This window comes from Mycobacterium sp. Dal123C01 (assembly GCF_052566995.1).
In genome coordinates this window covers 4,267,501-4,285,569 of sequence record NZ_CP199580.1, presented here as the reverse complement: position 1 = coordinate 4,285,569, position 18,069 = coordinate 4,267,501, and the positions used below count along the sequence as shown (strand labels likewise).

The following is an 18,069-nucleotide window of genomic DNA, read 5'->3' as shown; positions in this document are numbered from 1 at the left end:
AACAAGGTCGAATAGCGCCTGATCTGCTGACCAGTCGTGGTCAGACTTTCACGCGCACAGGCGATTACCGAAGCGGGTCGTTTTCTCGCACCCCGCGATACATGCCCCAGCGCACGACCCACGGCATCACTAGCCGGTGCACCGACCACGCGGGGAGCCGGAACGCTTGGCCGGTGGGCAGGAAAACCTCCAGCCCGTTGGCCTGGATACCCACCAGCGAGCCCCATCGCCGTCCCGGTGTTCGATAGGTGCGCAGTCGTTGGCCAGTGAATTCGGCACGGATGTTGTGGGCCACCAGCGAATCCCCGCGATTACGCGCCGAGCTCCGAAGAGGGTCGCTCGCCGCGATGTCGCCGACGGCGAAGACACCGCGATGGCCGGGCACCTCCAGCTCGGGCGTCACGCGGACAAAGCCGTGTTCGTCGAGCAGTTCGGGTGGCAACCAGTCGGTGTTGGGTTGCACCTGGCCGACCGCCCAGAGCACGGCGTCCGCGCTGGCCTGCGATTGCCCGGTGCTCCAGCTGACGGGTGCACTGGTGATCTGCTCGCCCGCCGAGCCGTTCGAGGTCACCGCGCGGTGCCCCGGGTGCAGGCCCACGCCCAGTTCGGTGAGTCGGCCACGGATTCGCTTCCAGATCCGGGGGTGATACCCGCCTAAAGCGGCCTCTCCGGGGAAGTACAGATCAATACGCTTGTCCGGCCACGTGGTTGCGATATTGACGGCGCTGCTGACCGCTGCCGCGCCGCCGCCGACGACGATCACCGAGTTGGCGGTCGCCAGGCGGGTGTGTGCGGCATGCAGGTCGGCGCCGATCTCGGCGGCCGATTGCAGGGTCGGCTGACGCCAGAAGCCGTTCGTGACCCCGGTCGAGATCACCAGCGCGTCGAACTCCTCAGCGATGGTCGCGCCATCGCTGCCCCGGGCGAATACGGTTCGGGCAGCCAAGTCCACTCCGGTCAGCGTGGCCTGAATCGTGCGCACCCGGTCCAAACCGCGGAACCGGTCGAACGGGATCCAGTAGTCGCGCGCCCAATCGCCGGGGCGGGACAGCCGGACGCCGAGTTCCTGGCCGCTCACCAGCGCGGGCTTGACCGAGATTCCAACGACGTCGGCGTGTCGGGCCAGCCGGATCGCGGCTAACAGACCAACGTCTCCCAGCCCCGCGACGACGACGCGCTTGCCCGTCGCCATTACGCTGAATTCACTTGTGCTGCAGGGCGTTTCCGTGACGGAAGAGGCACGCAGCTGCCGGCGGTGGAATCCATGCGGGCCTCCTCACACGCAACGCCCAACTGCCGAGGTCCTCGGCCGCGGTCGCAAAACTGTAACACGTTCTACCGGTGGCTCAGGGGCAGCGGTAGAGGTTGCGGGGAACCCAGGCGCGCCATGCGAATTGGTGGTTCACTAGGCCGATCGCCACCATGTTCAGCTCCCGAATCGCTACCGCGGCAGTGGTCGCTTTGATCGGCGTGGCCAGCGTGCCCCTGGTATCGGGGTGCCACTCGACGACGGGATCGACGTCGTCGGCGGCCCCCAGCGCGGTCGTATACGGCGACCCGGCTGCGGTGGCCAAGTATTGGCGGCAGCAGTCGCTCGAGGACAACTGCGGCCTGATGTCGGTGGCCGACGTGGTCGGTGAGATCACCGGAAACGAGCCGACGGAACAGCAGATGATCACGCTGGCACAGAACACCTCGTCGGGCACCAACCCGGGGCCGATTTACGCGTCTTCGACCGACCCGAGCCACGCCGACGGCAATGGCGGCGTCGAAATGGCGGACCTGGTCGTGCTGCTCGACCATTACGGAGTCAAATCCGCTATGTATTGGACGGCGCACCCGGAAACGACCGGTTTGCCAGCGCTGCAGCAGTACCTCCGCGTCGGGCGCAAGGCCATTGCCTGGGTCAACTCCGCCGTCATCTGGAACACCAGCGACCAGCGCACGAAGGCCGATCATTACCTAGTCGTCACCGGGATCGACACGAACAAAAAGGTCGTTCACCTGAACGACCCCGGCGCCGACCATCCTGACGAGCAGGTCAGCATCACCACCTTCACGAATGCCTGGCGCACGGGTGAGGAATCGATCGTCGTCACGATGCCGGCCAGCTGAGGTCAACAACCTGCTAGCTGAAATTCGTGGTGGCCGTTGGTGTTTCAGAGCCATCGGGCAGAACCGCTCGGCTCAAATGCCTCGTGGGATTGGGTACTGGCTCACGAAGATGCTGGGCCATTAACATTAGCCAGCGGCCCCCTCAGCCCGCCGGAGCGGTCCGAGGACGGGAACGCGCGTATCACCGTGGCAGAAAGGAACGGCTCGCCATGACGACACAAGCCGAAGGCCATCGACACAACCCACAATTAATCCCTCGCCGGCTGCTGCGCAGCGGACAGCTTCATCACCCGGCCGTACTGGATGAGGCCAAAAGGCGCAGCGACAGCTTTCAGTTGCGGTTGGCCGACCGGATCACTTCATTTGCCGGGTCGATGAATTTCGTCTGGCTGCACGCGGCCTTGTTCGGTGTGTGGATGCTGTTGCTGGAACGCAGTCCATGGCCGACGCTGACCCTGATCGTGTCACTCGAAGCGATCTTCCTGTCGACGTTCGTGATGATCGGCCAGAACCGCCAGGCGGCCTTCCAGCAGACCAGAGCCGACCATGACTTTGAGACCCAGGAGGTGGAGCTGAAGACGAACACCGACCTGACCCGCCAGATTCACGTGCTCACCACGGAATTGCACAGGCGGTTGATTTCGCCTGAGCGCCCCGTTTAATCACAGGATGCGTAAAGCATTGGCAGAGACGGTGGTCGGACCAGCCGCCGCTCGCGTGGGGGAGTAGATGGTCGAGTTGCAGGAGACGATGCGGCCACATGTGCGTGCCGTCTTGCGTACCGTGGCGCGGGCATCGGCACCTCGTCCCACCGCGGCCAAACGTGCGGCCAAGGATTTGCGGCGGGGCCTGTGGCCGGCCGTGGTGGCCGAAATCCGCTGGGCATTCACCCCGCCACGGACCTGGCTGATGGGCGTACTGGCCAATCTGATCTTCGCCGTGGGGTGGTTGGCGGTGCAGCCGCTGACGCTCGGCCGCCACCAGGACTGGGTGGTCCTGGTGGGCACGTACTTCTCGTCGTGGATCCTTGCCGATGTCACCACCACCAACCTGCTCGGCGCCGATCACTATCGCGTCCTTCAGGCCGTGTCCGACGGGGTGCCGTTCTGGCGGGTGCTGTTGATCAAGAATCTGGCGCTGCTCGTGATCGTCGGGCTGCCGACCTTGGCGACCTCGGTGGTGTTGACGCTTTGGCTGGAAACCCCGGAGCGCCTGGCCGTCACGATCCCCACGGTCGCGGTGCCGATCGTGTCCTGGCTCGGGGTGGGCAACCTGTTCTCGGTGTTGCATCCGGTCAGCGTCGAGCCGCTGATCCGGCGGTGGCGGCAGCGTGGCGACCGTCGCCGCACCCGCGGCTGGATGGTCGCGCTGACGCTGCCCTACGCGGTGTACTACCTCGCCGACCCGATGAACGGGGTGGAGCATCAGGTGTTATGGACGCAAATACCCAAGTTGGTCTGGCCGGTGTTCGGCCGCGACACGAAAAGCTTTGTGCACCTGGGCATCGCGGTGTTGGTGTGGGTGGCCGGAAGTGTCGCGGCGGTGCTCTGGGTGCACAAACGCGGTCTGCGGATCAGGTGACGCTCACTTGAGCAACCTTGCGCAATAGTGCCCGGGTTCGGGTATGGCTTTCTTCGTCGCCGAACGGAGACGCGAGGAATTCGTCGACACCCGCGGCACGTACTTCGTCGATGCGGTCGAGAACGGTGGCTTCGTCGCCGATGAGCGCGGTCTCCTCGGCGTTGCTGTACCCTTCGCGGTCCAGCATCGCGCGGTACGAGGGCAATGTGTTGTAGAGCGCAAAGCTTTCGGCTGCCTGAGTCCTGGCGCCGTCCGCGTCGTCGGTGACACAGACAGGCAGGCCGGCCAATACCTTGACAGCGCCCTCGGGGCGCCCGGCTGCGGCCGCTGCATCGCGCAGGACCGGTCCGATGTGGTTGGCCAATGTCTTGGGCCCGGTCATCCAGGTGATTGTTCCTGCCGTGCGGCGACCGGCCAGGCGGAGCATTTGCGGGCCCAGCGCGGCGATGTAGACCTGGGGGGCAGCCACACCGGAAATTCGCAGTGAGCCGCGCGTTGTGACCATTTGACCGGTGGCATCAGCTTCTTCACCGGCGAGTAGCGGTAGCAGTCCGTCGAGGTACTCGCTCATCCGGCGCACCGGCTTCTCCCAGGGAATTCCCCACAAGTCCTCGCTGAAGCTCGGATGGTTCACACCAAGTCCGAGTTTGAACCTCCCGCCGGATATCGCGTTGAGGGTCAAAGCACGCTGCGCGGTCAGCATCGGATGCGCGACCTGAATGGGTAGCACCGCGGTACCCAACTCAATATCCGGTACCGCGCGCAGCGCGAGCGCCTGCACGCTCAGCAGGTCTGGCTCCCAGGGCATTTGGGCCGACCACACACGCGTGAAGCCCTCCGCGGCTAACCGGGATACCTGCTCGATGTACGCGTCCACCACCGATGGTCCGTCGCCGTCGCCGAGCAGAGTAAAAATCGTGACGTCCACCGCACCATCCTCTCTTTGACGTTTGCACTCAGCCGAGCAAAGACAGCTCGCGTAAATCTTCGGCGTACTTGTCGATCAACTCCGCCGAGATGTGCGGGATGTCCTGGTCGGGTCCGACCTTCTCCGCGCGCACCGCTGCGCGGAACACGTCGGTCGGAGCGGCCGCGCCCCGGCGTGGCTTTTCCGGCTTGCGGAACGCGTGCAGCAGTGGCAGGACCGATTGCTGGCGTTGCCGCTCAGGCAAACCGGTCAGCGCGGTCTGGAACCGGGCCAGCCATTCGTCGTAGTCGGCGATGCGCTGGATTTTGTTACCGCCCCGAATCAGCCAGTCCACGAACACATCCAGCGAGACACCGTCGTCGTAAGGGTTCATCACGTCGAAAGAACGGTAGTCGTCGGTGACCCTGGCTCCGATCGTGGTGATCGCCTCAGCGATGAAGTCGACCGGCAGACCGTCATAGTGTGCACGCGCCCGGCTGCCGACCCCGTCGCCTTGGTAAAACGATTGCGGGGCAATGCCCGTCACCAGCAGGCTGAAGATCAGCCGGGTAAATATATCGGGCACGTTGAGCTGCCCACGGTATCGGGTGTGCGCGAGGATCATGTCGGAGCGGAACACCGCCACCGGCAGGCCGCACAGTTCGTTGGCCTCCCTGAGCAGCACCTCGCCGGCCCACTTGCTGTTGGCGTAGCCGTTCGCGTATTCGTCGTTGATCGGGCGGTGGGGGCTGACCCGGCGGATGTCCCCATCCTCCTGGAACTGTCCCGGCGGCACCGTCATCGCCACAGCGACAGTGGATAAGTAGGTGACGGGTTTGATACGGGTAGTAATCGCCAGGCGGATAAGCTCGGCCGTCCCAACGACATTGGGCCCGAACAGCTGGTCGTAGGGCAGCACATGGTTGACCAGCGCGGCCGGATGCACGATCAGGTCGACGGTGTCGGCCAGCCGTTGCCAGGTTGCGGGGTCCAGCCCCAGATCCTGGTCGGCGATGTCGCCGGGCAGCACCTCGAGATGCATCGCGGCGAGCTCGCGGAACCGGCTCAGCAGGTCGGGATCGCCGCTGTCGAAGGCCTTTTCGAATCGTGTCCTGGCCTCGTCGGCGTCGCTGCCGCGCACGATCGTGATCAGCTTGCCACCCCGCTCGGAGAGGCGCTCCAGCCACTCCAAGGCCAGGAATCGCCCCAGCCATCCGTTCGCACCGGTCAACAGCACGGTATGCGGTGCGCCGGTAGTGTGCGGCAATGACGTCGCGGTGGACAATGTTTGGGGGTCGATGAACTTGTCCAGCGTCAAGTCGCCGGCCGAAATAGCGGTTGCGCCTTGGCCGTGAACGGTGTTGAAGGTCGGCCGCTGGGTGCCGGTACCACGCTGGGTTTCGATGTAGTCGGCGATCTTCCCGATGTTGTTGGCCGGGCTGGTGATCACCCCGACGGGAACCTCGACGTGGAAGATCTCCTCGAGCAGGTGGGAGAAGGTCAACGCGGACAACGAATCTCCGCCGAGGTCGGTGAAATGGGCTTCGGGGCTAGCGTCCGAGGTGCCCAGCAGGGCACGGCAGGCCCCGGACAGTGTTTCCACCACCGGTCGCTCGGCCGCGGTCTCACGCAGCACCCGGATCTCGTCGACCTGTGCGGCCGCGATTTCGGAGTACAGCTGCTCGAGTCGTTCGCCGTAGTGCTCCTTGAGCCGGGGGCGCAGCTGTTTACCCAGGCCGGACAGCAATCCGTTTTCGTCGGTGAAAGGTTTGGTTTCCAGGATGAAGTCCACGGGCAGCTCGTAGGACTGCAGCTGCGCGGCGGCGGCGGTCTGCTGAAGTGACTGGTGCAGCGCAGTTTTCAGCGCTGGGCTATTGCCATATTCGGCCAGCGCTGCGGGGGTGGGCACGATGACGGCCAGCAGGCTCGGTCGTTCGCTGTTGCCGTACACGAAGATCTGTCCGACCAGTGGCGCCCCGGCGTAGATGGACTCGAGGTTCGTCACAGCGACGAACTCGCCCTGGGCAAGCTTGAGAACGTTGTTGCGGCGGTCGACGTAGACCACGTGGTCGGGCTCGATCTCGGCCATCACGTCGCCGGTCCGGTAGTAACCGTCCTCGTCGAAGACCTGGGCGGTGATTTCGGGTCGCTTGTAGTAGCCCGGAGTCATCATGTCGGTCTTGACGAGCAATTCCCCACGCGGATAGGGCCGGTCGGTGAGGAAGTAACCGAGTTCGGGCACGTCGACCAGCTTGTAGTCGATGACGCGCTTGCGGCTGATCACGCCGTCGCGGGTCAGGGTTCCGGTTTCGGTCAGACCGTAGCCGTCAATGATGTGCGCGCCCAGCACCCAATCCAGGAATACCTTCATCTCTGCGGCCAACGGCGCGCTGCCGACGAAACCGCCCAGTACCCGGCCGCCCAGCACCTGCTCGCGCAGCTCGGTCGCCGCGTCCTGCTCCGCGGTGGCGGGATCTGCCCCCTCGGCGATCCCGCGGTCGACCGCGTTGCGGTAGTGCTGGTACAGCATCTCCACCACGCGGGGAACCACGGCGAGTTCGGTGGGCCGTACCAGTGCCCAGTCTTCGAACAGCGTGGACAGATCGGACTCGGGGACGAAGTAGTTGGTACCGCCGGCGATGAATGCCGACGCCAGTGGCAGGCGGCCGCCGAGGTGGTTTAGCGGCATGAAATTCGCGCTGAGTACCGGTAGTCCGGGCGCGAGGAAGAACCCCGACGTCCACACCTTGGCGATCGTTTGCTCGGTGTACATGGCGCCCTTGGGCGTCCCGGTGCTGCCGGAGGTGTACATGATCATCGCCAGGCGCTTGTCGCTGCCCTCGGTGTAGGCCGGTCCGGCCGGCTGTTGGCGGCCGCGTTCGACGACGTCGTCGACCGTGGTGACGACCACCGGGGCGCCCGTCCCCTGCAAGCGGATGCGGGCCTGATCGAAGTTCTCCCGCTGCTCGTCGGCCGCGGGTTGGTAGTCGAACACCATCAGCTGCCGCAGCGACGCACTGGTCAGCACGGATTCCACCGCCAGGTCGAGGTACTCCGCGCTGACCGCGACGATCTTGGGTTCGCATTCCTCGATGATCGGGCGCAGTCTCGACACCGGAGCGTTGTGCTGCAGCGGCACGGTGACCAATCCGAGGTAGGCGCACACCAGGTCGACGACCAGGTAATCGGCGCTGGAGAATCCGACCGTCGCCACGACATCCCCCGCGGTGACGGGGTTCTCGGGGTCGTGGCTCCAGGCGCTGGCGATCGCGCGCACTCGGTCCCACACTTCGCGGTAACTGATGGTCTCGAAACGCGGCAGCAGTTGTACCGAAGTACGGCCATCGGCGTTGGTGACTAATTCGCGAGCGCGCTGTCCAAGCGCTGGACGATCGGCGTAGCCCTCGACGATTGTCTCGAAGACCTCGGTGAGCCGCAGGCCCGGCCTGCAGGCCGCCTCGATCACCTCGGGAAGGGGAGCTGCCGCACGGAATTGGGGATCGTTGTCGAACAGTTCGGCGACCCGCCGGGCCAGCCGCTCGTCTCCGTCATCGCCCATCTCGGCCAGTTGGGTGTCGTGCAGTGATCCGCTCGTCATGGCGTGTCCTTCCGTCGTTATCTGTACTTCGAACCAGAACACCGCCCGGACCACGAGGGGGTTGCGCCCAGTGAGTGTGACCTTGCTTACTCGTCACGGCAAACGTGGATAGTCCGTATACCCCAACGCGCCACCCGTGTGGAGGTATTCCAGTCGCGGCGCATTGAGCTCGGCGCCGTAGGTCCATCGCCGCACCAGATCGGGATTCGCCAGATACGCACGGCCAATGGTCACGGCGTCCGCGGTGCCGGTCGTGACGACATCGACGGCTTGCTCACGGGTGGTCGTCGTCTGGAACCCGCGGTTGAGCAGCAAGCGGTCGGGCCATCGTCGACGTAACCACGAAAAGATGGGTCGTTCGGGCGCGACCCGCACGTGCAGGTACGCCAATTCCAGGTCGCGGGCAATTTTGGCGAGAATCAGGTGCGCCTCGAGATCCGGTTCATGAATGTCGTTCTCCGGATTGCTCGGAGAGATGCGCAGCCCCAGTCGGCCGGGGCCGATCGCGTCCGCGACCTCGCTGATGATTTCACTCGGCAGTCGAGCGCGATCGTGCGCAGACCCCCCGTAGGCGTCGCGCCGGTAATTCGCGTCGTAGCTCAAGAATTGACTCAACAGGTATCCGTTGGCGGCATCGATCTCCACGCCGTCAGCGCCGGCAGCGAGTGCGCGGCGCGCTGAGGCGACGAAATCAGAAATTACAGAGCCTATTTCGCGGACGGTGAGCTCGTGCGGAACAACGAAGGTCTTCTTGCCGTCGGCGGTGTGCGCCGAGCCGAATGCCCTCACCGCCGACGGGCCCACGGGCTGTTGGCCGCCGAGGACATCGGGATGCGAGATACGGCCAGAGTGCATGAGCTGCACCACGATTCGGCCGCCGGCCGCGTGGACGGCTTCCGTGACCCGCGCCCACCCGGCCTGCTGCGCGTCGGTGTGCAAACCTGGCTGAAGGGGGTATGCCTGCCCACGCGCCGACGGGAATGCGCCTTCGGTGATGATCAGCCCTGAATTCGCCCGTTGTGCGTAGTAGTCAGCCATCAGCTGGGTGGGCACTCCGTCGTCTGCTGCCCGGGTGCGCGTCATGGGCGCCATCAGAATTCGGTTCGGTGCGTACAACGCGCCCAGTTGGATGGGGGCCAGTAACCGATGGCCGGGCGACAGCAACCGCGGCGGCGCAACCGATTCGGCCGCGTGCGACGCACAGAGACGTTGGGTTCGGCCGGCAACAGCGAATCTTCGAGCCACGAGCGTCCGCACCCTTCGTCCGGGGAGTTGCCCGCCACGACACGGACGTCCGAGCTACCCGTTGACCGTGCGGACAACTCCATGGTGTCGTTGTCATACCGCCACGGCTAGGACACGTGTCCTCTTGAGTAAGAGGCTGCGACTTGCACAGCGACGGAAAGTCGCCGGTGGCAGCTACGACACGTTCGGCTTGATCTCTTCGATCACCCATTGCGCGTAATCGAGGTATTGGTCGACGCCGCTCACAGCGGGAATGGGGACGGCGCTGACCGTCACGCCCTGCTGGCTCAGCCAGTTCAAACGGTCGATGATCGCCTGCGCGCTCATGCCCGGCCGGTCGCCTAGACCCTTGCGGATAACGTGTCCCTCGCCGACGCGATTGGTGCCCATGCCGTGCATCACCTCGAAGGGCCGGCCGTCAAAGCAGGGCTGGGACTTGATGTAGTCCAGTCTTCCGGCGATTTGCTCGGGAGGCGTCAGAAACGGCCACCACCCGGATGCGTGTTTGGCCGCTCTGCGCAGTGCCGCGTCGGCATCGCCGCCGATCCAGATCGGGAGGTGGGGTTTCTGAACGGGTTTCGGCTCGAACGCGATGTTGTCGAACGACACGTAGCGGCCGTCGAATTGCGGTGTGTCGCTGGTCCACAATTCGATGATCGCCGCTAAGTATTCGTCGGCGATGCGGCCCCGCTCGCGGAAGGGCACCCCGAGTAGTTCGAACTCCCGTGCCAGCCAACCGACTCCGAAGGTGACCATCATTCGGCCTCCACTCATCCAGTCGGCGGTGGCCAACGCCTTGGCCAGGACGATCGGATGTTGCAGCGGCAAGATGGTGACACAGGAATTGATGGCGATGCGTTCGGTGGCACCGGCGATATGGGCTTGGGCGACCGTCGAGTGCAGATAGTGCGGCCCGGACAGTTCGACATGCTCGGCAGGAATGACGAGATGCTCGGGGACGGCGATCACGTCGTAGCCCCAGCGGTCGGCGCATTTCACCATGCGGGTCTGGTCAGCTCCGGTGACGGCCGGCTCCCAGGACTGCATGGTGGCTTTGAGGCGGAGCATGTGCGGAAGAGGAAAGACGAATTTCACGCGATAACTCCTTCCCGAGCAGCAGTGGCCAACAAGGAGATCAAAGCCCATTCGGGATCCGTCGTCACCCTAAATCGCCCAATGCGATGTCCCGGCCAGCGGTCAGTACCACCCAAGCGGGTGTCCGGCGTTGTTAACCTGGCGACGTGGCAGAGAGCAGCGGAAAGCTGACAAAGGCGGTGCTTGCGGGCACCAGCTGGGCGCTGCTGGGGATGATGTCTTATGAGGAGGAAGTCTCCGGTTACGACCTGAAAAAGTGGATCGACTGGAGCGTTGACCTCTATTACTGGAGCCCGTCGTTCAGCCAGATCTACACCGAGCTGAAGAAGCTGGAAGTTCTGGGTCTGGTCACCTCGCGTGTCGAGCGCGACGAGGGCACCCGCAGCCGCCGGCTGTACAAAATCACCCCGGCGGGCATGGACGCGGTCACCGAGTGGACCAATCACGCACCCGTGGATCCGCCGGTGCTCAAGCACAGCGTGCTGCTGCGAATTACGTTCGGGCATCTGAGCAACCCCGCGCGCCTGAAGGAATTGCTCCAGGAGCATGTGGCATACGCCGAAGCCAGGCATCGCAAGGCCCTCGAGGACGCCGAGGGGGCCGAAGCCGAACCCGCCTGGGCGTACTCCGTGCTCGCGCTGCGCTGGGCGGCCAAGTACTACGCCGCCGAGCGCGAGTTCGCGCTGGAGTTGATGAAAGACATCGATGGGGCCGACGCCATACTGCAAACGGCGCCCAAGGGCGGGTACGGCAAACCGCGTACCACGCCGGGATACTGGCGCGAGGTCGAAAAGCAGGTCGAGGCCAAGCGCGAAGCCGACTAGTCGGCGCCGGCCGCGTCCCGGGCCGCGATGTAGCCGTACACGAGGCCCTGCGCAATCGTCGCGCCCGCACCCGGATACGTCGTGCCGAATGCGTTGGCCGCGGTATTGCCGATCGCGTACAGCCCGTTGATCACGGCACCGTCCTCGCGTAGCACCCGCGCTCGGTGGTCGGCTGTCAATCCGCCGCAGGTGCCCAGGTCGCTGAGCACCATTTTCACGGCGTAGAACGGGCCCCGGGTCAACGCGCGCAGGTTCGGGTTAGGCGATACCGTCGGGTCGCCGTAATAGCGGTCATAGGCACTGCGGCCCCGACCGAAGTCGGGATCATCACCGGCGGAGGCGTTTTGGTTGAACCGAGTGATCGTCGCGGTGAACTCGGGCACCGGGACGCCGATCCGGGAGCCCAGTTCGGCAAAGGCATCGCTGCGCACCGCAATACCCGCGTCGTACCAGGTCTGCGGGATGCGCATGCGCGGGAACAGTTGAGCGCCAAAGACATAGCTGTTGCGGTATTGCTGGTCGAAGATGATCCACATCATTTCGATCGGGCTGCCCGACCGCTCCAGCTCGAGCACCCGCTGGCCGAAGGACATGTAGTCCGCCGACTCGTTGGTGAATCGGCGCCCGTGCTGGTCGACGATGAGGCTGCCCGGCAGCGATCGTTCGGCCAGCATCACGGCGGGCGCCCCGCCGGGAAGCGGCGCGACGGCCGGGAACCACCACGCCTGATCCATCAGATCGATGCCGCCGCCGAGTTCTTGCCCGGCGCGGATGCCGTCGCCGGTATTGGCCTTCGCACCGAGGCTCAGGTTGACGCCCAGCGACTCGGACTGAAATTTCCACCGCATGTCCATGCTGTGATCGAAACCGCCGGTGGCCAACACGACGCCGCGCCGCGCGGTAATCGTCACCTCCCGGCCGCGATGTTGCACAACCGCGCCGCGGACGCGGTCGGCGTCGCCGTCCAGGCGTAGCAAGGACGTGTCCGTCCACACCGGGATACCGGCGCGCAGCACACCCGCGAACAGACCGGCCGCCAGGCCCTGCCCGCCCGCGGCGTAACGCCGGCCCAGCACCCGGCCGCCGACTCCCTGCGCCAGTCGCTTGCCGAACGTCGGAATTCCCTTGCGCGGCACCCGAGCCACCAAATTCATCCAGCGGTAGTCGGCGCCGGTCGTGGGGATCGGGACGGGTGCTTCCATCAAGCCCGGTTCCAGCCGGGTGCGGTAGGCGCCGAGAATCGACGTGTCGAACGGATGACATTCGCAGGTGCGCCCGGCCGCGCTGCCACCGGGCTGCTCAGGGTGGTAATCGGAATAGTCGCGGGCCCAAAAAAACCGCAGGGGAGTCGTTCGGCGCAGCATCTCGACCGTCGCGGACACGTGCGTCAAGAATCCCGTCGCGCGCGGCCGGGGCGCCGAGCCCGCGACCACCGACTCGAGGTAGGTAGCGGCGCGCTCCTCGGTGTCTCCGGCGCCGGCGCCGCGCAGAACCGGGCTCGCGGGCAGCCAGAGGGCGCCGCCGGAGCGGGCGGTCGAGCCGCCCACGTGCGACGCCTTCTCCACGACCAGCACCGACAGCCCGAGTTCATGGGCGGCCAGCGCCGCGGCCATCCCGGTGCCCGAGCCCACGACCAGCAAGTCCACGCTGGTGTCGGCCACCGGATGCCCGGCCGGGATCGTCGCGCTGTGCGGTATCACGGCGAGAACGGTATGCCGCGGCGGCGAGGCGCAGGAATAGTCGTCCTGATGAATGGAACAGACAACCCCCACAGGCGCGTGCCCAGGAGTTAAATCATGCGTATGACGTCGCAGGACACCGACGAAGTTCGGCTCATTGAAGCCCAGTCCGCCCCGACGCGGTTTGCCCGCGGCTGGCATTGCCTGGGCCTGATCAGAGATTTCGGTGACGGCAAGCCGCACGCGATCAACGCCTTCGGTCAGAAGCTTGTCGTCTTCCGAAGCGGGGACGGCAAGATCAACGTCCTCGACGGCTACTGCCGGCACATGGGCGGTGACCTGTCCCAGGGCGAGGTGAAGGGCGACGAGATCGCGTGCCCGTTCCACGACTGGCGCTGGGGCGGTGATGGCCGATGCAAGCAGGTGCCGTACGCCCGACGCGCACCGCGGCTGGCCCGCACGGCAACCTGGACCACGCTGGAACAGGACGGCATGTTGTTCGTGTGGAACGACCCCGAGCGCAAACCACCACCGCCCGAGGTCACGATCCCGCGCATCGAGGGAGCGAGCAGCGACGAATGGACCGACTGGCACTGGTACACCACGGTTGTGGGAACCAGCAACTGCCGCGAAATCATCGACAACGTCGTGGATATGGCGCACTTCTTCTACATCCACGGCGCATTGCCGACCTACTTCAAGAACATCTTCGAGGGACACGTCGCGACGCAGTACATGAACGGCGAGGGCCGCGCCGACATGGGTGGCACCGAAGGCGCACGGATGCTGGGCAACACCTCGGTGGCGTCGTACTACGGGCCGTCCTTCATGATCGACGACCTGACCTACCACTACGAAAACGGTGACGCCCAATCGGTCCTGATCAACTGCCACTACCCGATCGACTCGAATTCCTTTGTGCTGCAATACGGCATCATGGTGAAGAAGTCGGAAGCGCTGCCCGGCGACGACGCCATGCAAACCGCCATACAACTCGGCGACTACGTCAAACTGGGCTTTGAGCAGGACGTCGAGATCTGGCGACACAAGACACGCATCGACAACCCGCTCCTGGTCGAGGAAGACGGCCCGGTCTATCAACTGCGGCGTTGGTACCAGCAGTTCTACGTCGACACCGCCGACGTCGAGCCGGATATGGTGGACCGCTTCGAGTTCGAGCTGGACACCACCCGCCCCTACGAGGCGTGGATGAAAGAGGTCGAAGCGAACATAGCGGCCCAGGCGGCCGCGGCAGGCTCGGTGTGATGGCACTCGATTCGTCCGTCCGGACGGACAATCGGCTCGACGAGATGCCCATGCAGCCCGTGGCATGCCGCAGCTGCGGCGCACGGGTGCTGGTCCGCAAGAGCACCTGGAACCAAACCAGTGTGCAGTGGAACGCTGACGCGACAGACCAGTGCGCTGAGCGCGCCGAAGCCCAGAAGATGTCGGCGCACGCCGGCCGGGCGGTGTTCCTGGTGTGCTCGGCCCTGCGCGAGTCGATCCTCGACGCGGTGCGGCTTGGCGAGCTGTCTGTCGTCGACGATTAGGCGTCGTCTCGTCAATTGCGTCCCAGTTGCGCGATTCGGCTTGAAGGGTGCGCGACGCGGCCCGTGACCTCGACTGCGCCTGCCTAGCATCGGATTAATGGATACCGACCGCTTGGCGGAATTCCTCTTGCAGTGAAGGATCTCATGACTGACAACATCGTCGACTATCTCGTGATCGGTGGCGGATCGGCGGGATGCGTGGTCGCATCCCGCCTGGTCGAGCGCACGGGGATGCGCGTTGCGCTACTGGAAGCCGGACCCGGCGCCGGACCGGAAGTTATGCACAGCGGGAACCCTCTCGACGCGATGGGATTGTGGGGCTCCCCGGTGGATTGGGCGTTCACCACCACTCCCCAAGCCGGGCTCGACGGCGCGGTTCTCGGCTGCCCGCGTGGGAAGGTATTGGGCGGATCCAGCAGCATCAACGGCCTTGTCCACCTACGAGGGCATGCTTCGAGCTACGACGCCTGGGAAAAACAAGGCGCCATCGGCTGGAACTACCAGACGATGCTGCCCTACCTCAAACGTAGTGAGCGCGCCGACGGACGGGACCCCGAATTCCGGGGGCTCGCGGGTCCCATGCGGTTAGGGGAACTTCCGGCGACGAATTCCCTCGCACGAGCCGTGTATCAAGCTGCGGTCGATGCCGGGCACCCGGAAAGTGCCGACCCTAACGGGAAAGAGGCAGAGGGTGTTTCGTGGGTGGAACACAATGTCGTCGCCAACAAGCGGCAGAGCGCGGCCGATGCCTACCTAGGGCGCGTGCAATCGGATCCCAACCTCACCGTCGTGACCGATGCCTACGTGCGGCATCTGGTGATGGACGGTTCGCGTTGTCGCGGCGCCCGGTACTCGAAAGACGGCCAGAGCCAGGACATTTATGCAGAACGCGAGGTCATCGTGTGCGCGGGGGCGATCGGCTCGCCAAAGCTGCTCATGTTGTCGGGGATCGGCCCCGCCGCACAACTGCGCAATCACGGTGTGCCAGTAGTTGCCGACCTTCCCGGCGTCGGTGAAAATCTGCACGATCATCCCATCGCGTGGGTGTCCTACAGCGCTATGCGGACCCCGGAGGAAACCCCCTTCCGCCGTCCTCTTCTGCTAACCCGCAGCGACGAACACGCTGAACCTGATGTGCTCATGCTGTTCGCCGAAGCGGCCATCGAACCGCGTTGGCAGGGGGCGAGTCCGGGCTTCTCCGTGGCGTTTTCGGTGGTGCGTCCGATGAGCCGGGGGACGGTCCGCCTGGGTGGCCCAGACCCCGGGGATTCGCCGTTGATCGACCCCGCATTTCTGCGTGAACGGACCGATATCGATCGGATGGTCGTGGCGTTACGGTTGGCGCGCGAAATCGCGCACGGCGCTGCGTTGACACCGTGGCGCGGTACTGAACTTCGTCCCGGTGCCGAAGTGCGCAGCGATGAGGATTGCCGCGCGTTCCTGCGGCGTGCCACGGATACCTTCTTCCACCTGGTCGGCACGTGCCGGATCGGTACCGATGAGCTTGCGGTGGTGGACCCGGCATTGCGTGTGCGCGGAGTTGACGGCCTGCGGGTTGTCGATGCGTCGGTGATGCCCTCGGTGGTATCGGCGCCGACGAATGCCACGGTGCTGGGGATTGCCGAACGCGCAGCCGAGCTTATCGTTTCGGGCGGGGCGCTGGAGGACGCTGTGTCGCAAGAATATTCGCCCGCTCCGCCATTGCCGACCCAACCGACTCCGGTTCGGTGAGCAGGTAGAACCGTCCGTCGGCGGCCTGCTCGAAAATCGCCGCCGCGGCCGCCTCCGGATCCATGGCCGCCGCCTTGACGGCCAGCATGGCCGCGCGCTGCGCCTCGGCGACGGCGATGTCGCCGTCCCCGTCGGGATCGACGCCGCCCGCCGAGGCGAAGATGTTGGATTTCACCGCACCCGGCAGCACCGCCTGTACGTGAATGTGGTCGCCGTGCCCGGCCGATTGCACATCGAGGTAGAGGCACTCGGTCAACGCCAGCACCGCGTGCTTGCTCATGATGTAGGGCGCCTGCAACGGAATTGCCAGCACTGCGCCGACCGACGACAGATTCCACACCCAGGCCTGCTCACCGGCGGCCATCATCTTCGGCAGAAACGCGCGCACGCCGTGGAACACTCCGCTGATGTTGACGTCGACCACCCGCTGCCAGTTAGCCACGGGCGTATCCCACAGATAACCGAACTGTTCGACGCCGGCGTTGTTCACCAGTAGCCGCACCGCGCCGACGTCGCGGTAGGTGCGCTCGGCGAGTTCATGGACCGCGGCCGGGTCGCGGACGTCGCACAGCACGTCGACCGCCGATCCTCCTGCCGCGCAAAGCTCTTCGCGAAGGGCCGCGACGGCATCGGCGTCGACGTCGGCCAGTACCACCGTCATTCCCAGCGCGGCCGCGTGGCGGGCCAGGCCCGCGCCGATACCCGCGCCGGCTCCGGTGATGACTGCGACGCCGCCGCGGAACGGATTCACGCGTACTGCAACGCGGGCCGCGGCTCGGGGCGATGAGGCTGGGGAAGACGCTGGGGGAGCAGCGGCCGCAGCGGCTGCAGGGTCGGCGCAACCCGCCGCGGCCCGTCCTCGAGGTTGCGCCAGATGGCCATCGCCGTCATGCGCACCGGTGCGGTCAGTCGCTGATCAAACATCATGCGATTCATCGGGCCGCACACCGATACCGCGGCGAGGACTTCCTGGGCCTCACCCGGGCTTCCGATCGGTGCTGCGACACAACCGAATCCGAGCAACGACTCCTCGCGCTCGAACGCCACCCCATGAGCGCGCACCTTGGCCAATTCCGCGGCCAGTTGGGAGCCCGTCGAAATCGAGTACCTGGTCTTGCGAACCTGCAGATCCACTTGGGCGGCCTCGTCGCCATAGGCCAGGATCGCCTTGCCCACCGCGGTGCAATGCGCGGGTTGCCGACTGCCGACCCGGGTGGGGATCGAGTCGACCATCCGGTCACCGATCTTGTCGAGATAGACGACGTCGGGCCCGTCCAGTACCGCGAGGTGTGCGACGAGTCCGGTGGCGCGGTGTAATTCGCCCAGCAGCGGGCCGGCCGCACGCACCAGGCGGTCCTGATGCACGGCCAGTGACCCGAGCTCGACCAGTCGCATGCCGAGCTCGTAGTCACGCCCGCTGCGGCGCAACCAGCGCAGCTGCACCAGGCGCTCGAGCATCCGGTGTGCCGAGGAACGCGGCAGGCCGGTGCGCCGGACGATCTGGGCCAGCGTCAGCCGTCCGGGCCCTTCGAATGCGTCGAGGACCAGCGAGATGCGGTCGATGACGGCCGTGGGAGTGCTTGGTTCGGCGGTCGCGACGGAGCGCACGGTCCCTGACATCGGTCCTCCATGGGGCTGGGCGTATCTGGCTGACATATTCCTATTAGGAATATGTTCTACCACATGACTGTGGCCGCTGTCACACACCAGCCGACAAAGAGCCGCGAGTCTAACCCCACCGCGA

Annotated in this window: 15 protein-coding genes; 7 read left to right on the top strand and 8 right to left on the bottom strand. The window is 65.4% G+C overall.

Translation table 11 applies throughout. From position 1 onward, the window contains the following. Positions 1-64 precede the first annotated feature (64 nt). On the bottom strand, positions 65-1,192 hold the full coding sequence (locus ACTXG5_RS20185) for an FAD-dependent oxidoreductase (RefSeq protein ID WP_445160477.1): 1,128 nt from the start codon (positions 1,190-1,192) through the stop codon (positions 65-67). A 230-nt stretch (positions 1,193-1,422) separates the two neighbouring features. On the opposite strand from ACTXG5_RS20185, the gene ACTXG5_RS20180 reads away from it, so the two are divergent. From ACTXG5_RS20180 to ACTXG5_RS20170, 3 genes are all read left to right on the top strand, one after another. After that, complete coding sequence (locus tag ACTXG5_RS20180; protein WP_445160476.1) at positions 1,423-2,115, top strand: C39 family peptidase; 693 nt, start codon at positions 1,423-1,425, stop codon at positions 2,113-2,115. 209 nt (positions 2,116-2,324) lie between these two features. Then, the gene (locus tag ACTXG5_RS20175) at positions 2,325-2,777 is read left to right on the top strand and encodes a DUF1003 domain-containing protein (RefSeq protein WP_445160475.1); all 453 of its coding nucleotides are present in this window, start codon (positions 2,325-2,327) and stop codon (positions 2,775-2,777) included. Between the two features lie 67 nt (positions 2,778-2,844). Further along, a complete protein-coding gene (locus tag ACTXG5_RS20170) occupies positions 2,845-3,696 on the top strand; it encodes a hypothetical protein (protein WP_445160474.1) in 852 nt (283 codons plus the stop codon). On the opposite strand, the gene ACTXG5_RS20165 is transcribed toward ACTXG5_RS20170, so the two are convergent. The 4 genes from ACTXG5_RS20165 to ACTXG5_RS20150 all read right to left on the bottom strand — a co-directional run bounded on the left by ACTXG5_RS20165 (position 3,689) and on the right by ACTXG5_RS20150 (position 10,541). Next, on the bottom strand, positions 3,689-4,624 hold the full coding sequence (locus tag ACTXG5_RS20165) for a TIGR03564 family F420-dependent LLM class oxidoreductase (protein ID WP_445160473.1): 936 nt from the start codon (positions 4,622-4,624) through the stop codon (positions 3,689-3,691). The two genes, ACTXG5_RS20170 and ACTXG5_RS20165, sit on opposite strands and share 8 nt — an antisense overlap. A 28-nt stretch (positions 4,625-4,652) precedes the next feature. Then, positions 4,653-8,162: a carboxylic acid reductase gene (gene car / locus ACTXG5_RS20160; RefSeq protein ID WP_445164515.1), complete on the bottom strand. Its 3,510-nt coding sequence runs from the start codon at positions 8,160-8,162 to the stop codon at positions 4,653-4,655. Between the two features lie 132 nt (positions 8,163-8,294). Beyond that, complete coding sequence (locus ACTXG5_RS20155; protein WP_445164514.1) at positions 8,295-9,365, bottom strand: alkene reductase; 1,071 nt, start codon at positions 9,363-9,365, stop codon at positions 8,295-8,297. A 255-nt stretch (positions 9,366-9,620) separates the two neighbouring features. Continuing rightward, positions 9,621-10,541 (bottom strand): TIGR03619 family F420-dependent LLM class oxidoreductase, encoded by a 921-nt coding sequence (locus tag ACTXG5_RS20150; RefSeq protein WP_445160472.1) that lies wholly within the window; start codon positions 10,539-10,541, stop codon positions 9,621-9,623. 212 nt (positions 10,542-10,753) lie between these two features. On the opposite strand from ACTXG5_RS20150, the gene ACTXG5_RS20145 reads away from it, so the two are divergent. Beyond that, positions 10,754-11,365 (top strand): helix-turn-helix transcriptional regulator, encoded by a 612-nt coding sequence (locus ACTXG5_RS20145; protein ID WP_445164513.1) that lies wholly within the window; start codon positions 10,754-10,756, stop codon positions 11,363-11,365. Here ACTXG5_RS20145 and ACTXG5_RS20140 read toward each other — a convergent pair. Beyond that, entirely contained in the window at positions 11,362-13,065 is a 1,704-nt protein-coding gene (locus ACTXG5_RS20140) for a 3-ketosteroid-delta-1-dehydrogenase (protein WP_445160471.1), read from the bottom strand. The genes ACTXG5_RS20145 and ACTXG5_RS20140 overlap by 4 nt on opposite strands. Positions 13,066-13,167: 102 nt before the next feature. Between ACTXG5_RS20140 and ACTXG5_RS20135 the strand changes: the two genes are divergently transcribed. From ACTXG5_RS20135 to ACTXG5_RS20125, 3 genes are all read left to right on the top strand, one after another. After that, positions 13,168-14,310, top strand: a complete 1,143-nt coding sequence (locus tag ACTXG5_RS20135; RefSeq protein ID WP_445164512.1) for a Rieske 2Fe-2S domain-containing protein — start codon at positions 13,168-13,170, stop codon at positions 14,308-14,310. Continuing rightward, the gene (locus ACTXG5_RS20130; RefSeq protein ID WP_445160470.1) at positions 14,310-14,594 is read left to right on the top strand and encodes a ferredoxin; all 285 of its coding nucleotides are present in this window, start codon (positions 14,310-14,312) and stop codon (positions 14,592-14,594) included. Before ACTXG5_RS20135 ends, ACTXG5_RS20130 begins: the two co-directional genes overlap by 1 nt. A gap of 144 nt (positions 14,595-14,738) precedes the next feature. Then, complete coding sequence (locus tag ACTXG5_RS20125) at positions 14,739-16,325, top strand: GMC family oxidoreductase (RefSeq protein ID WP_445160469.1); 1,587 nt, start codon at positions 14,739-14,741, stop codon at positions 16,323-16,325. Here ACTXG5_RS20125 and ACTXG5_RS20120 read toward each other — a convergent pair. Next, positions 16,234-17,076, bottom strand: a complete 843-nt coding sequence (locus tag ACTXG5_RS20120) for an SDR family NAD(P)-dependent oxidoreductase (protein WP_445160468.1) — start codon at positions 17,074-17,076, stop codon at positions 16,234-16,236. The genes ACTXG5_RS20125 and ACTXG5_RS20120 overlap by 92 nt on opposite strands. Beyond that, positions 17,073-17,945: an IclR family transcriptional regulator gene (locus ACTXG5_RS20115; protein ID WP_445160467.1), complete on the bottom strand. Its 873-nt coding sequence runs from the start codon at positions 17,943-17,945 to the stop codon at positions 17,073-17,075. The genes ACTXG5_RS20120 and ACTXG5_RS20115 overlap by 4 nt, the downstream gene beginning before the upstream one ends. Positions 17,946-18,069: the final 124 nt, after the last annotated feature.